13 protein-coding genes and 1 pseudogene are annotated in these 13,638 nt (G+C 75.1%); 9 read left to right on the forward strand and 5 right to left on the reverse strand.

All coding sequences use genetic code 11. From position 1 onward, the window contains the following. Positions 1-21: 21 nt before the first annotated feature. The 5 genes from FAF44_RS27115 to FAF44_RS27135 all read left to right on the forward strand — a co-directional run bounded on the left by FAF44_RS27115 (position 22) and on the right by FAF44_RS27135 (position 6,543). Complete coding sequence (locus tag FAF44_RS27115) at positions 22-1,212, forward strand: TOMM precursor leader peptide-binding protein (RefSeq protein ID WP_237106091.1); 1,191 nt, start codon at positions 22-24, stop codon at positions 1,210-1,212. Further along, positions 1,209-2,549 carry a YcaO-like family protein gene (locus FAF44_RS27120; RefSeq protein WP_237106092.1) on the forward strand — a complete coding sequence of 447 codons (1,341 nt, stop codon included), beginning with the start codon at positions 1,209-1,211 and terminating at the stop codon, positions 2,547-2,549. Before FAF44_RS27115 ends, FAF44_RS27120 begins: the two co-directional genes overlap by 4 nt. 7 nt (positions 2,550-2,556) lie before the next feature. Next, positions 2,557-3,441: a SagB/ThcOx family dehydrogenase gene (locus FAF44_RS27125; RefSeq protein WP_237106093.1), complete on the forward strand. Its 885-nt coding sequence runs from the start codon at positions 2,557-2,559 to the stop codon at positions 3,439-3,441. A gap of 76 nt (positions 3,442-3,517) precedes the next feature. Further along, positions 3,518-4,267 carry an HAD family phosphatase gene (locus tag FAF44_RS27130; RefSeq protein ID WP_237106094.1) on the forward strand — a complete coding sequence of 250 codons (750 nt, stop codon included), beginning with the start codon at positions 3,518-3,520 and terminating at the stop codon, positions 4,265-4,267. Beyond that, positions 4,264-6,543, forward strand: a complete 2,280-nt coding sequence (locus FAF44_RS27135; protein WP_237106095.1) for a glycoside hydrolase family 65 protein — start codon at positions 4,264-4,266, stop codon at positions 6,541-6,543. The genes FAF44_RS27130 and FAF44_RS27135 overlap by 4 nt, the downstream gene beginning before the upstream one ends. A gap of 267 nt (positions 6,544-6,810) precedes the next feature. On the opposite strand, the gene FAF44_RS27140 is transcribed toward FAF44_RS27135, so the two are convergent. Next, positions 6,811-7,218, reverse strand: a complete 408-nt coding sequence (locus tag FAF44_RS27140; RefSeq protein ID WP_237106096.1) for a DUF6223 family protein — start codon at positions 7,216-7,218, stop codon at positions 6,811-6,813. Positions 7,219-7,453: 235 nt separating this feature from the next. On the opposite strand from FAF44_RS27140, the gene FAF44_RS27145 reads away from it, so the two are divergent. Next, entirely contained in the window at positions 7,454-8,581 is a 1,128-nt protein-coding gene (locus FAF44_RS27145) for a sensor histidine kinase (RefSeq protein WP_237106097.1), read from the forward strand. Beyond that, complete coding sequence (locus tag FAF44_RS27150) at positions 8,578-9,240, forward strand: response regulator transcription factor (protein WP_237106098.1); 663 nt, start codon at positions 8,578-8,580, stop codon at positions 9,238-9,240. The genes FAF44_RS27145 and FAF44_RS27150 overlap by 4 nt, the downstream gene beginning before the upstream one ends. A gap of 229 nt (positions 9,241-9,469) precedes the next feature. Here FAF44_RS27150 and FAF44_RS27155 read toward each other — a convergent pair whose 3' ends face one another. After that, positions 9,470-9,910, reverse strand: a complete 441-nt coding sequence (locus tag FAF44_RS27155; protein WP_237106099.1) for a DUF4396 domain-containing protein — start codon at positions 9,908-9,910, stop codon at positions 9,470-9,472. Between the two features lie 239 nt (positions 9,911-10,149). On the opposite strand from FAF44_RS27155, the gene FAF44_RS27160 reads away from it, so the two are divergent. Together FAF44_RS27160 and FAF44_RS27165 are read left to right on the forward strand one after the other, a co-directional pair. Next, positions 10,150-11,130, forward strand: coding sequence for an arsenic resistance protein (locus FAF44_RS27160; protein WP_237106100.1), 981 nt, complete (start codon positions 10,150-10,152; stop codon positions 11,128-11,130). Positions 11,131-11,190: 60 nt separating this feature from the next. After that, positions 11,191-11,955, forward strand: coding sequence for a class I SAM-dependent methyltransferase (locus tag FAF44_RS27165; protein WP_237106101.1), 765 nt, complete (start codon positions 11,191-11,193; stop codon positions 11,953-11,955). Here FAF44_RS27165 and FAF44_RS27170 read toward each other — a convergent pair. The 3 genes and pseudogenes from FAF44_RS27170 to FAF44_RS27180 all read right to left on the reverse strand — a co-directional run. Next, a complete protein-coding gene (locus FAF44_RS27170; RefSeq protein WP_237106102.1) occupies positions 11,952-12,263 on the reverse strand; it encodes a histidine phosphatase family protein in 312 nt (103 codons plus the stop codon). The two genes, FAF44_RS27165 and FAF44_RS27170, sit on opposite strands and share 4 nt — an antisense overlap. 107 nt (positions 12,264-12,370) lie before the next feature. Further along, a pseudogene (locus tag FAF44_RS27175) lies at positions 12,371-12,574 on the reverse strand (DUF6004 family protein); the annotation flags it as partial. A gap of 156 nt (positions 12,575-12,730) precedes the next feature. Continuing rightward, positions 12,731-13,638: hypothetical protein (locus FAF44_RS27180; protein WP_237106104.1), on the reverse strand; the 908-nt coding region annotated here is incomplete at its 5' end.

The following is a 13,638-nucleotide window of genomic DNA, read 5'->3' on the forward strand; positions in this document are numbered from 1 at the left end:
GACCCGACGGAGGCCACGCCCTTGCCCAGGAACACCACGCTGCCGGCGCGCCCGTGGGTGCCCGGCTGGTACCGGATGTCCACGACGCCGTCGGGCACCGTCCGGCTCGACTCGCTGACCCGCTCGTTCGCCGTCGAGCACGTGCCGCCCGACCTGCTGCGGCGGCTGCTGGAGCTGCTGGACGGCACGCGCGCGATCGAGGACATCCGCGCGCAGCTCGACGCGCCCGACGCGCCCGGCTCCGACCCGGCGACGGTGGACGGCGTGCTGGCCGCCCTGCACGCCGGCGGCCTGCTCCGGGACGGCCCTCCCGGAGCCGCCGCGCTGAGCGGCGAGGAACAGTCGTGGTGGCGGCAGCAGGCCGACTTCTTCGCCCACTTCTCCGCGGCGTCCGACGCGACGCTGCCGCCCCGGCCGGACCTGCTCGACTCCGGGTTCCACTACCAGGCGCGCCTGCGGGAGTCGGTCGTGGCCGTCCTGGGGTGCGGCCGGCTCGGCTCGCAGCTCGCCAGGGACCTGGCCATCTCGGGGATCGGCGCCCTGCTGTGCGTGGACGACGGCGTGGTCACCGACGAGGCGGCCCGCACCGACGCCTGGTTCGACCTGCGTCACCGGGGACGGCCCAGCGCCGAGGTCGTGTGCGAGCTGGTCGGGCAGGCCGCCCCGCACTGCCGGGCGGTGCCCGTCGCCCCCGGCTCCTGGGAGGAGCTGCTGGCGCGGTGTGACGCGGCCGTCGTCGCCGGGGACGTCTTCCGGCCGGCCGACTACGAGTCCGTCAACGCGGCGGCCCTGTCGTGCGGGACGCCGTGGACCAGTTGCCGCCTGGTCGGCCTGGAGGTGCTCGTCGGGCCGACGGTGCTGCCGGAGCGCAGCTCGTGCTGGACCTGCTTCGACGACCGCCGCCGCAGCCACCTGACCCGGTTCGAGGAGGCGGCGCTGGTCGAGCGGATCTGGGCCGAGGGGGCCATGCCGCCGTCCCTCGCCGTCGTCCCCGGCCTGTCGCTGGCCGCCCTGGAGGTGGTCAAGCTCCTCACCGGGTTCACCCCGCCCACCACGGTGGACGGGCTGCTCGCCATCGACACGCTGACCAGCATCACGACGCTGCATCCGGTGCTCCGCGTGCCGCGCTGCCGCTCCTGCGGGCGGGCGGCCGGGGACCGTCCCGCCCTTCAGGTGTGGGACATGGAGCACGACGCGGAGGGCGTCCTGTGACGGCGGCCCCAGCGGCGCGGCGGGGCGGGCGCGCCCCCTGGGCGGTCCCGGCGGCGCGGCCCAGCCCGGTGGATCCGCGTACCGGGCTCATCACCCACGTCCTCGACCTGCCGGTCGGGGCGGGCGAGCCGGAGATCTTCAACAGCTCGGTGCGCCTGGCCGACACCGCCGCGCTGGGCACGGCCTCCTGCTACGACAACAACGGCGGGGCCGGGCTCACCCGGGCCGCGGCGCGGGGCGCCGCCATCGGGGAGGGGCTGGAACGCTACTGCGCGGCGTTCACCCGGCCCGAGCGGCTCACCGTGACGACCTGGCGCGCGCTCTCGGACGGCGACCACCCGCCGCCCAGGCCCGCGGACTTCGCCCTCTTCCACCCCGGCCAGCCGGAGCGCACGCCGCGCTTCGACGACGACACACCCGTGGCGTGGACGCCGGCGTACTCCCTGACCAGGGCCGCCTGGACGCACGTCCCGGCGTGCCTGGTCCACCTGCCCTACACCCGGCAGGGCGGGGAGGTGGCGGAGCACGTCGCCGGGCCCGCCATCTCGACGGGGCTCGCCTGCGCCACCTCGCGCGCCGAGGCGGTGCTGAGCGGCCTGCACGAGGCGATCGAGCGGGACGCCTTCATGATCAGTTGGCTGCGCGAGCTGCCGCTCGACCGGGTCGATCTCCTGTCGGACCCGTCGGTCGCCGACGTCTACACCGCCCGGCTGCGGCGGCCGGGGCTCGACTACCACGTGCTGGACATGACGCGCGATCTCGGCGTCCCCGCGTTCCTGTGCCTGCTGCTCGACCACCGGCAGGACCCACCCATCGCGTGCGCCGGCGGGGCGGCGCACCACGATCCGGCCAGGGCCGTGCTGAAGGCGCTCCTCGAGGCGGCGCAGACGCGGGAGTGGGCGCGCCACCTGTGCCGGACCCGCCGCGGGGCCGTCCCGCCCGCGCCGGGCGAGCTGCGGACCTTCGAGGACCACGTCTTCCACTACGCGTCGGGGTGTTCCCGGCAGGCGCTCGAACCGTTCCTCGACCGGCCGGAGGCGCCGATCCCGGCCGGCGGCCCGCCGCCCGCCGGGCACCGCGCGGCCGTCGAGTCCCTGGTCGCCCGGCTGGCCGCGGCCGGGCTGGAGGTCCTGGTCACCGACCTCACCACGCCGGACGTCGCCGCGTGCGGCTACCACGTGGTGAAGGTCGTGGTCCCCGGCCTGCAACCGCTCTACGCGGACGAGAGCCAGCCGATGCTCGGCGGCCACCGGGTCTACGCCGAGCACCCGGACGCGCCCTGTCCCCGGCCCCGCGGGCCCGAGGACCTCAATCGCGAACCGCACCCGTACCCGTGAGGTGATCATGGACCCGAGCAGCTCGACCCTGGCCGAGCTCTACCACGAGAACAGCAAGCAGCGCAGGTACGACCGCGGCTTCGGCTGGCGCGTGGCGGCGGTCGGCAACAGCCCGGCCTTCCAGCGGCTGACCAGGCGTCCCGGCAAGCGGTACGGCGGGGCGCGGGAGATCGCGCTGCCCCGGCCCGAGCCGCTCGACGCCCGGCTGCACGAGGCGATCGCCGCGCGCCGCTCGGCCCGCCGGTTCTCCGAGGAGTCCCTCACCCTGCCGGAGGTCGCGTCCCTGCTCCTGATGTCGGCCGGGCTGCCGGACGAGCCGGGCGGCTCCGGCCGCACGACGTTCCGCGCCGCGCCCTCGGCGGGCGGCCTGCACCCCACCGAGATCTACCTGGTCGTCCGGGCGGTGGACGGCCTGGCCCCGGGCGTCTACCACTACCGTGCCAACGATCACGTGCTGGAGACGCTGCTGCTGGACCCCGCGGCCTCCCGGCGGCTGGCCGACGCCTCCTCCTACCCCGAGAAGCTGGAGAGCGCCGCCGTGACGCTGGTGCTCACGGCGGTCTTCGGGCGGACGGTGCTGAAGTACGGCGAGCGGGCCTACCGGTTCGTGGTGCTGGAGATCGGCCACGTGGCGCAGAACGTGCTGCTCGTCGCCGCCGCGCTCGGCTGCGGCGCGATCCCGATCGGCGGCTTCGTGGACGACGAGGTCCACGCGATCCTGGACGTCGACGGGGTGGACGAGGCGTCGTTCTACCTGCTGCCCGTGGGCCGGGTCGGGCCCGGAGACCCACCGGAGTGGCGGGAGGGGCAGGACGCGGTCGCCGCCGTCATGGCCCGGCTGTGGGCCGCCGGGCCCGGCCCGTCCGGCGAGGACGCCGCGACGCCGGGCTGAGCCCCTGTGGGGTTCCCGTGTCGCGTCCGGCGCACGACGTTGTCTGGGACCGGCGCGGGGTGGGTAGCGTCACGCCATGGGCGCCCTTGACCTGCGCAGACTACGGGCCGTGATCTTCGACACCGACGGTGTCGTCACCGACACGGCCCGGGTGCACGCCGCCGCGTGGAAGACCGTGTTCGACGGTTTCCTGCGCGGCCGGTCCGCCCCGTTCGACGTCCGCGACGACTACCTGCGCCACGTGGACGGCCGCCCGCGCCTCGACGGGGTGCGCGGGTTCCTCGCCTCGCGGGACATCACGCTGCCCGAGGGCGGTCCCGGCGACGAGCCGGGCGCGCCGACCGTGCACGGTCTCGGCCGGGCCAAGGACGCGCTGTTCGTCCGACAGGTCACCCGTGACGGGGTGGCGGCCTTCCCCTCGACCGTGGCCCTGCTGCACGAGTTGCGGCGGCGCGGCTGCCGGACCGCGGTGGTGTCGGCCAGCAGGCACTGCCGTCTGGTCGTCTCCTCCGCCGGGCTGATCCACCTGTTCGACGTCCTGGTGGACGGTGCGGACGCGGCCCGGCTCGGCCTGCCGGGCAAGCCCGACCCGGCGCTCTTCCTGGAGGCCGCCCGGCTCCTGGAGGTGGCCCCGGCCGGGGCGGCGGTCGTGGAGGACGCGCTGCCCGGCGTGCAGGCCGCGCGCAGCGGCGGGTTCGGCCTGGTCGTCGGGGTGGACCGGAGCGGGTCGCAGGCGGAGCGGCTGCGCCGGGCGGGCGCGGACGTTGTCGTGCCGGACCTGGCCGACCTGGACGTGACCGGACGCGTCCCGATGAGGCCGCGATGAACCCCTGGACGCTCGCCTACGACGGCTACGACCCCGCCGCCGAAGGGCTGCGCGAGGCGCTGTGCACGCTGGGCAACGGCCGCTGGGCCACGCGGGGCGCCACGCCCGACGGCCTGGCCCGCACGCCGGGCACGTACCAGGCGGGCTGCTACGACCGGCTGGCCTCGCGGGTGGCCGGACGGACGGTCGTCAACGAGGACCTGGTCAACCTGCCCGACTGGCTGCCGCTGAGCGTCGCCACGCCGGGCTGCGGCTGGTTCCGTCCCGAAGAGGCGGACCTGCTCGACTACCGGCAGGAGCTCGACCTGCGGCGCGGCGTGCTGCTGCGGACGCTGCGCTGGCGCGACGGGTCCGGCCGCGTCACCCGGCTGCGGCAGCGCCGCCTGGTGTCCATGGCCGATCCGGCGCTGGCCGCGCTGGAGACCACGCTGACCGCCGAGAACTGGTCCGGCCCACTCCGCGTCCGCGCGTGCCTGGACGGGCGGGTCTCCAACGGCGGCGTCGAACGCTACCGCGACCTGCGCGGCGACCACCTGACCGGGCACGCCACCGGCGCGGGCGACGAGCTGACCTGGCTGACGGCGCTCACCCGCGCCTCCCGGATCACGGTGGCGCTGGCCGCCCGCGTCGACGCCCCCGGATCCGGCTCGGTGTCGGCCGAACCGGGCCGGATCCGTACCGACCACGTGCTGGAGGCCGTCGAGGGCGCGCCGGTGACGATCACGAAGGTCGTCGCGCTGGTCACCTCGCGCGACCCCGCCGTCCACGACCCGCTCTCGACCGCCCGGCGGCGCGCCCGGACGGCTCCCGGCTTCGGCGACCTGCTGGCCGCGCACGAGGCGGCGTGGGAACGGCTGTGGGAGCGGGCCCGGCTGGACGTGGGCGCTCCCGAGTTGTCGCAGATCGTCCACCTGCACGTCTTCCACCTGCTGCAGACGCTCAGCCCGCACACCGCCGACCTGGACGCCGGGGTGCCCGCCCGCGGCCTGCACGGCGAGGCGTACCGCGGCCACGTGTTCTGGGACGAGCTGTTCGTGCTGCCGTGGCTGAACCTGCGCTTCCCCGAGATCTCGCTCGGCCTGCTGCGCTACCGCTGGCGACGCCTGCCGGAGGCGCGGGCGGCGGCCAGGGAGGCCGGGTTCGCGGGCGCGATGTTCCCGTGGCAGAGCGGCAGCGACGGCCGGGAGGAGAGCCAGACCTTCCACCTCAACCCCGAATCGGGCCGCTGGCTCCCGGACGTCTCCCGCCTGCAGCGCCACGTCGGCCTGGCCATCGCCTACAACGTGTGGCAGCACCACCTGGCCACCGGCTCCATGACGTCGTGGTGCGCCGAGATGCTGACCGCCATCGCCCGCTTCTTCGCCTCGCTGGCCGAGCTCGACCCGGCCTCCGGCAGGTACGAGATCCGCGGCGTCATGGGCCCGGACGAATACCACACCGCCTACCCCGGCGCGCGGACCCCGGGCCTGGCCAACAACGCCTACACCAACATCATGACCGTGTGGCTGCTGTCGCGCGCCCTGGAGCTCGGCGTGGCCGCCCCCGGCGAGGCCGCCCGCTGGACGGACATCACCCGGCGGATGCGGATCGACTTCCACGACGGCGTCATCAGCCAGTTCACCGGGTACGCCGACCTCGAAGAGCTCGACTGGAGCCGCTACGCGGGCGTACGCCGGCTGGACCGGGCCCTGGAGGCGGCCGGCGACGACGTCAACCGCTACAAGGCGTCCAAGCAGGCCGACACGCTGATGCTGCTCTACCTGCTGACGGGCGAGGAGCTGACCGCCATCCTGGAGGGGCTCGGCTACCCGGCCGGCCCGGGGCTCATCCCCCGCACGATCAGCTACTACCTCGACCGGACCAGCCACGGCTCCACGCTCAGCGCCGTCGTGCACGCCTGGGTCCTGGCCCGCTCCGACCGGGCGCAGTCGTGGCAGTTCTTCGCCGAGGCGCTGCTCAGCGACGTGCACGACGTCCAAGGCGGCACCACGGCGGAGGGCATCCACCTGGGCGCCATGGCCGGCACCCTCGACATGCTGCAACGCTGCTACCTGGGCCTCGAACCGCGGCCCGCCGGGCTGCGCCTCAGCCCGCTGCTGCCCGAGCGGCTCGGGTCGCTGTCGCTGCCGATCCGCTTCCACGGGCTGTCGCTCACGATCGAGGCCGACCACGAGCGCACTCTCGTGGACGGCATCACGCTGGCCCGCGGCGCGGCCGTCACCCTGCCCTGCGAACCCCCGTCGCCCGCCGACCGGCGGGGCATCCGCGAGGTGTGAACCGGTCCAGGTCGTGGCTGCCGAGCATCTTCTCGATGCCGGCCACCTGCGCGACGACGTCGCTTGAGCGCCCCGTGCTCGCGCATGAGGTCCTCCGGCGGCGTGACCGGACCTGTCCGGCCAGGTCCGGGCTGGAATCGGGCCTGGGCGTCACCGCACCGCCGGCCGGCCGGTCGCGCGCCGCCGCCCGCGGTCAGCGCCGCCGAACCGCACGCCACGACGACGGGCAGGCCGAGCAGGTCGCGGCGGGAATGGGCCAGGGGCGTGCTAGCCGGGGCGCCGGGCCGGGCTGCGGCGGGCGCGGGCCAGGGCCACGCCGCCGAGGAGCAGGGCGACCGGCCCCGCCGCCAGGGCGATGTAGCCCCCGACGATCCCGTAGCCGGTGCCGGGTCCGCCTTCGGCGGCGGCCACCACCCAGCCGCCGATGACCACCCCCGCCAGAGCGCCCGCCAGGGCCACGATCGCGGGACGTCTGCCGCCGCCACCGCCGGAACGGGCCAGCGCCAGGCCGCCGGCGACCACCCCGGCCAGCGCCAGCAGCGCCGCCAGCAAGGCCCACAACCGCCCGCTGGTCAGGGCGAGCGCGCCGACGGGGTCCGGCTGGACCGCGACGTGCCAGGCCGCGGGCGGGGCGAGGGCTCCGGGCAGCGCGGCGAGCAGGTGACGCACGGGCATGGGGTGCTCCTTCTCCGAAGTCGCGTTCTCCTGGGATCAGGGGACGTCGCCTGATCGTGCCCTGCGGGCCCGCCTCCGGTCGTCCGCCCGGTGTGGGCCTTCCGGGTTGCCGCCGCGGCGGCAGCCGGGCACCGCACCTGCCGCAGGCGGGCGGGGAGACTACCGCGGGTGCGGTAGCCGGCGGTCATCCGCGCGCAGGAGTCGCCGCGGCGCGGATCCCGGCTAGGGTGCGCGCATGAACGCAGGACGGTTTCGGGTCCACGCGGACGTCGCGGACTGGGCGATCGCCGTCGGCGTGACGGCGGCGCTGCTGGTCACCGGGCTGTCCGGGCAGGGCTCGGGCACCTATCCCGGCCTGCTCGGCGTCGCGCTGCTGGCGGGCGGCGGCCTGGCGCTGGCCGCGCGCCGCCGGGCTCCGGTGCTCGTCCTGGCGGTGACCGGGGCGTGCGCGGTGGGCTACCAGGCGGCCGGGTTCGACGTGCCCGCGGTCGCGTACCTGTTCGCGGTGTACGCGGCGGTGCGGGCCGGCCACCGCGTCGCCACGCTGGCCGGGAGCGTGGCGGTGCTGGCCGCGCTGCCCCTCGCGGCCCTGGCCTCGGGCCTGCACGACACGGGCGAGGCGTTCGCGCAGGCCCGTGGCGCGCTGGAGCTGGCCTGGCTGGTCGCGGCCGGGGCCGCAGGAGAGGCGTTGCGGCAGGCCGAGCGGCGGGCGGAGGAGGCCGAACGCACCCGGGAGGAGACCGCGCGGCGGCGCGCCGACGAGGAGCGGGTGCGCATCGCGCGCGAGCTGCACGACTCGCTCACCCACCAGATCTCGATCATCAAGGTGCAGGCCGAGGTCGCGGTGCACACCGCTCGCCGGAGGGGCGAGGCGGTGCCGGAGTCGCTGCTGGCGATCCAGGAGGCCGGCCGCGAGGCGACCCGGGAGCTGCGCGCGACCCTGGAGGCGCTGCGCGACGACGACACGACGCCGCCGCGCGGGCTCGACCACGTCCCGGCGCTGGTGGAGCGGGCCCGCGCGACCGGCCTGGACGCGCGGCTGACGATCGAGGGGGAACGCCCCGAGGTGCCGGTCGCGGTGGACCGTACCGTCTACCGGATCGTTCAGGAGTCCCTCACGAACATCGCCCGGCACGCCGCCGCCGCGACGGCGTCGGTGCGCATCGACTACGGTCCCGGCGCGCTCACCGTGCGCATCGACGACGACGGCCGGGCCACGCCGGAGTCCGCGCCGGAGCCCGGCGTCGGCCTGCTGGGGATGCGTGAGCGGGTGCACGCGCTGGGCGGCCGGCTGCGGGCGGCCCCGCGGTGTGCGGGCGGCTTCAGCGTGCAGGCCGAGTTCCCCGTGGACCGGGCGTCGTGATCCGGGTCCTGCTGGTGGACGACCAGCCGCTGCTGCGCAGCGGGTTCCGGGCGCTGCTCGACCTGGAGGACGACATCGAGGTGGTGGCCGAGGCCGCCGACGGTCAGCAGGGCCTGGCCCTGGTCAGGGAGCACCGGCCGGACGTCGTGCTGGTCGACATCCGGATGCCGCTCCTCGACGGCATCGAGGCCACCCGCCGCATCGCCGCCGACCCGGCCCTGTCCGGGGTGCGCGTGGTGATCCTGACCAACTACGGGCTGGACGAGTACGTCCTCGACGCGCTACGCGCCGGCGCGGCCGGGTTCCTCGTCAAGGACATCGTCCCGGACGACTTCCTGCACGCCGTGCGGGTCGCCGCGCGCGGTGACGCGCTGCTGGCCCCGTCCATCACCCGCATGCTGATCGAGCGGTACGTCGCCCAGCCGCCCCGCGCGAGCGCCGGCCCGCTGCTGGGGAAGCTGACCAACCGGGAGCGCGAGGCGGTCGCGCTGGTCGCCCAGGGCCTGTCGAACGACGAGATCGCGGCCCGCATGGTGATCAGTTCGCTGACCGCGAAAACCCACGTGAACCGGGCCATGGCCAAGCTGGACGCCCGCGACCGGGCGCAGCTCGTCATCCTCGCCTACGAGTCCGGTCTGGTCGTGCCCCGGGCCCGCTGAGGCGGGGGCCGGGCCACCTGAGGCGGGGGCCGGGCCACCTGAGCCAGGCGTGCCGCCGGACGATCGGCAGCCCGAGGGTGGCGCCCGCTCCGGTGAGGGCGAGGCCGATGCCGAGCAGGCCGGTCTTCAACAACCGGTCCACCCACGGCTGCCCGGCCAGGGCCGAGAAGAGACCGCCGAACGCGGCCTCCCCGGCGTCTTTGACCTTCGTCCCATGGGCGCGTTCCCGTCAGTGGTGGTAGGCGTGGATCACGGCGTGCCCCTTGCCGCGCCCGATGATCCACTTGTTCACGGGCGTGGTGACGAGGAAGGCGACGAGCAGCGAGAACGCCAGCGCGCCCCAGAACAGGAAGGAGGCGAGACCGGCGTCCATGGCCCCGGGGATGATCAGCATGATCCCGTTGTCGACGATCTCCATGACCAGGATCGACAGGGTGTCGGCGGCCAGCGCGAGCCGCAGCGCCGTCCGCCATGTGAGGCCCGCGCGGAACAGTCCCCGCAGGGTGAACGCGTAGCCGAAGACGAACGCCAGGGCGACGGCCAGGAGGATGCTGGGCACGTCGTGCCAGCCCAGGGCGGTCGCGATCACCATGCCGAGGACCTCGCCGATGGCGCAGCCGGTGAGGCAGTGCAGGGTCGCGGACGCCGCCGTCCCCCAGGTCGCCTTCATCGGCCCGTGGTGAGCGTGGCCCGTCCCCTCAGCCTGATCGTGCGCGGGGGAGCCGTGGTCATGGTGCATAGATTCGGACATTGTTACCTTTCAGGCGAATCATTCGCATATCAGCGCGGCTCAACCTATACCCCCATCCCGTATCAAGGCAACGGCGTTCCCCGCCCCGCTCCTGACCACCGGGCCGTTGCCGGTACCGTCACCTGCGACAGGCGGACGACACGAGCGGGAGACGATCGGTGACGCAGCAGGCTCGGGCCGCGGGGCTGGTCGCGGGGATGGAGCGGCACCAGGTCGCCGTCTACGTGGGGGCGATCACGGCGGGCGCGCTGGCGGGGTGGTCCGCCCCCGGGCTGGGTCCGGTGCTGGAGCACGCGATCAACCCGGTGCTGGCGGCCCTGCTGTACGTGACGTTCCTCCAGGTGCCCGCCGCCGAGTTGGTCCGGTCCCTGCGCGCGGGCCGCTTCCTGGGGGCCGCGCTGGTGGTGAACTTCGCCGTGGCGCCGCTGGTCGTCGCCGCCATGTTCACGTTCCTGCCCGCCGACCAGGCGGTGCGGCTGGGCGTGCTGCTCGTCCTGCTGACCCCGTGCGTGGACTACGTGATCGTCTTCACCGGGCTGGCGGGCGGCGACAGCCGGCGACTGCTGGCCGCGACCCCGCTGCTGCTGCTCGCCCAGATGGCGCTGCTGCCGGTGCTGCTCGTGGCGTTCATGGGCGGCGAGCTGACCCGCGTCGTCGAACCGGGGCCGTTCGTCGAGGCGTTCGCCGTGCTGATCGTCGTCCCGCTGGCGCTGGCCTGGCTCACCCAGGCATGGGCGGCCCGCCGCCCGGCCGGACGCGCGGTCGCCGGGGCGGCGGGTGCGGCGATGGTGCCGCTGATGGCGGCCACCCTGGTCACGGTGGTCGCCTCCCAGGTGCCCAAGCTCGACGGCAACCTGGCCGCGGTGGCCGGGGCGGTGCCGTTCTACGTGCTGTTCCTGGCCGTGATGGCCGTGGCCGGGCTCGCCGTCGCCCGCCTGTTCCGCCTCGACGTCCCGGCGAGCCGGGCGATCGTGTTCACCGGCGCCACCCGCAACTCCCTGGTCGTGCTGCCGCTCGCGCTGGCGCTGCCCGACGGGCTGGCCGTCGCCGCGGTGGTCGTGGTCACCCAGACCCTGGTGGAGGTGGTGGGCATGGTCGTCTGTGTACGCGTGGTGCCCCGCCTCCTCCCCCTGCGCTGACCGCCCCGCGGGGCCGAAAGGGGAGGACATCCGGCGGGCGGATCCGTCATGATCGCGTAAGTGGGATACGACGAACTGGTGGCCGAGGCGCTCGCGGCCCCGCTCGAAGGCTGGGACTTCTCCGCCCTGCGCGGCCGGGTGGTCGAGGACCCGCTGCCGTGGAGCTACCCGCGCCTCCTGCGGGCGCGCCTGCCCGGGGCGTCCTCGCTGCTCGACCTGGGCACGGGCGGCGGCGAGTTCCTGTCCGGGCTGGCCCCGCTCCCGCCCCGCACCGCCGCCACCGAGGGCCATCCGCCCAACCTGTCACCCGCCCGCCGCCGCCTGGAGCCGCTGGGCGTCGAGGTCGCGGCGAGCGGCGCGGACGGCGTCCTGCCGTTCCCCGAGGGCTCGTTCGCGCTGGTGGCCGGCCGGCACGCCGCCTACGACCCGTACGAGGTGCGCCGGGTGCTGACCGGCGACGGCCTGTTCGTCACCCAGCAGGTGGGTGGCCGTGACCTGGAGGAGCTCAACCTGGCCCTGGGTGCTCCCCCGCCCGTCCACCGCGGCTGGGACCTGCCCCGCGCGAGCGCCGCCCTGGCCGGGGCCGGGCTCGCCGTGACGTGGAGCCAGGAGGCGCGGGTGCGGACGACCTTCCACGACGTCGGCGCGCTCGTGCTGTTCCTGCGGCTCGTGTCGTGGCAGGTGCCGGGTTTCGACGTGGGCCGCTTCGACCGCCCGCTGCGCGTCCTGCACGAGGGAATGGCGCGCGGCGAACCGCTGACGGCGCACGCCCACCGCTTCGCCCTCCTGGCCGTCCCGGTCCGGCCGGACGACCTGCGCGGCTAGCGCGGGGCCCAGAAGGCGACCAGGGTGGCCGCCCCGTGCTCCACGGCCTTCCACGGTCCGGTGCAGGTCAGCACCGCGATCGAGGCGGTGGGGAAGCCGGAGCGGTTCATCCGGGCCGGCAGGTCGCCCTCGGCCTCGCCGGTCAGGGCGTCGGCCAGGGCGTGCACGCCGGGGTTGCCGCCCAGCACCAGGAGGTCGCCGACGTCGTCGGAGGTCTCGTTGACCAGCGCGAGCAGCTCTCCGAGACCGGCCTCGTACAGGCGCTCCTCGAAGACGGTCCGGGGACGCGCCGCGAGTTCGGCCGCCATCAGCTTCCAGGTCTCCCGGCCGCGCGTGGCCGTGGTGACGAGCGCGAGACCGGGCGTGACGCCCGATCCGGCCAGCCACCGGCCGGCGGCGCGCGCCCCCGGTCCGCTCAGATGTTGACGGCGGCGTGCTCGCCGACGAACGCCTCCCGCAGGGCCGGCCGGGCCCCGGCCAGGCGGGCCTTGACGGTGCCGTCGGCGGTGACGAGCGCCGCGTCCGGGCCACTCATGGTCAGTTCGCTGCCGGTGGGCTCCAGGTCCTTGAGCTGCCCGGCGACGTGCACGGAGTCGGCCGCGCACAGGGGGCCGGCCGGGGTGAGGAGCTCGGGCGGATCGGCTTGGGCTCGAGGCTGAGCGACTCATAGTTCTCACGCAGCGAAGTCACGTGATAACTCCATGTCGTGACCTGCGAGATTTCGCGCACCGCCCGAACCGCCGGTCCGCATGTCGCCCGTCCCCCGAATCAGGCGTCAGAAGTCACGCGATGCCCTGCAGGTGTCCTCCCCCACCTCGCAGACGAAGCTCCCCGTATAGGCGGTGGGTGCGAAGATCCTCCCCGGGTTGCGGAACGGCTTCCCGGTGGACGTGCCGTCGGAGCGCACCACCACGTCCTCCGCCTTTCCGTCCACCGTCACCTTCACGACCACCTCCCAGTCGACGTCCCAGGTGCTGCTGACGGCGAGGATCTCGAAGACGATGGGCTCGTTGAGGGTGAGGTGGACGAACTTCCGGTCGAAGTACGCGCGCCCCGGACGGCCGTCCTCCCCGACGGTGCGCAGGCGTTCGGTCGCCGGGTCCTCCTCGAAGACCACCACCCCCGACTCGATCTCCTCCGAGCCGCCCGTCGGCCCTCGCATCAGGGCGCCCGTCGGCGGCTCCCTGCGCTTCAGGACCCGGCCGGCGATGTCGGTCACCCTGACCTCGCCCCTGCGGCGTCCCGTCAGCGAGAGCTTGAACCGGGTCCTGGCCGCGTCGCACGCGTCCGTGAGGCAGAACCGGGAGTGCCGCAGGCCGCCGTGCGCGGCGGCGAAGGCGGCGGCGGCCCGCTGGCTGGACGGCAGGTTCTCCAGTTCCCGGGCGGCCTGGTCGGACAGCGGCCGATCGAACACCCAGCCCATGTCCACGTCGTCTTCCCAGGATTCCTCGATGCCGGCCCTGATCGGCGGCTCGGCGACGGACACCCCTTCCTTGACGTCCTCCTGGAACGGTCCGACCAGTACCGTGGCCACGAGGACGACGACCGCCAGCACGACGGGCACCGTGATGCCGGTGAGGATGGCCATCCGGTGCTGCGACCGGCTCTCGCCCTGTTCCGGGCCGCCCGGCGGGATCCACCGGGTGGCCCGGAACAGGGCGAGAGCCGGTCGCAGCACCGGAT

The sequence above is a fragment of the Nonomuraea sp. MG754425 genome (assembly GCF_021699195.1).
GTDB lineage: Bacteria > Actinomycetota > Actinomycetes > Streptosporangiales > Streptosporangiaceae > Nonomuraea.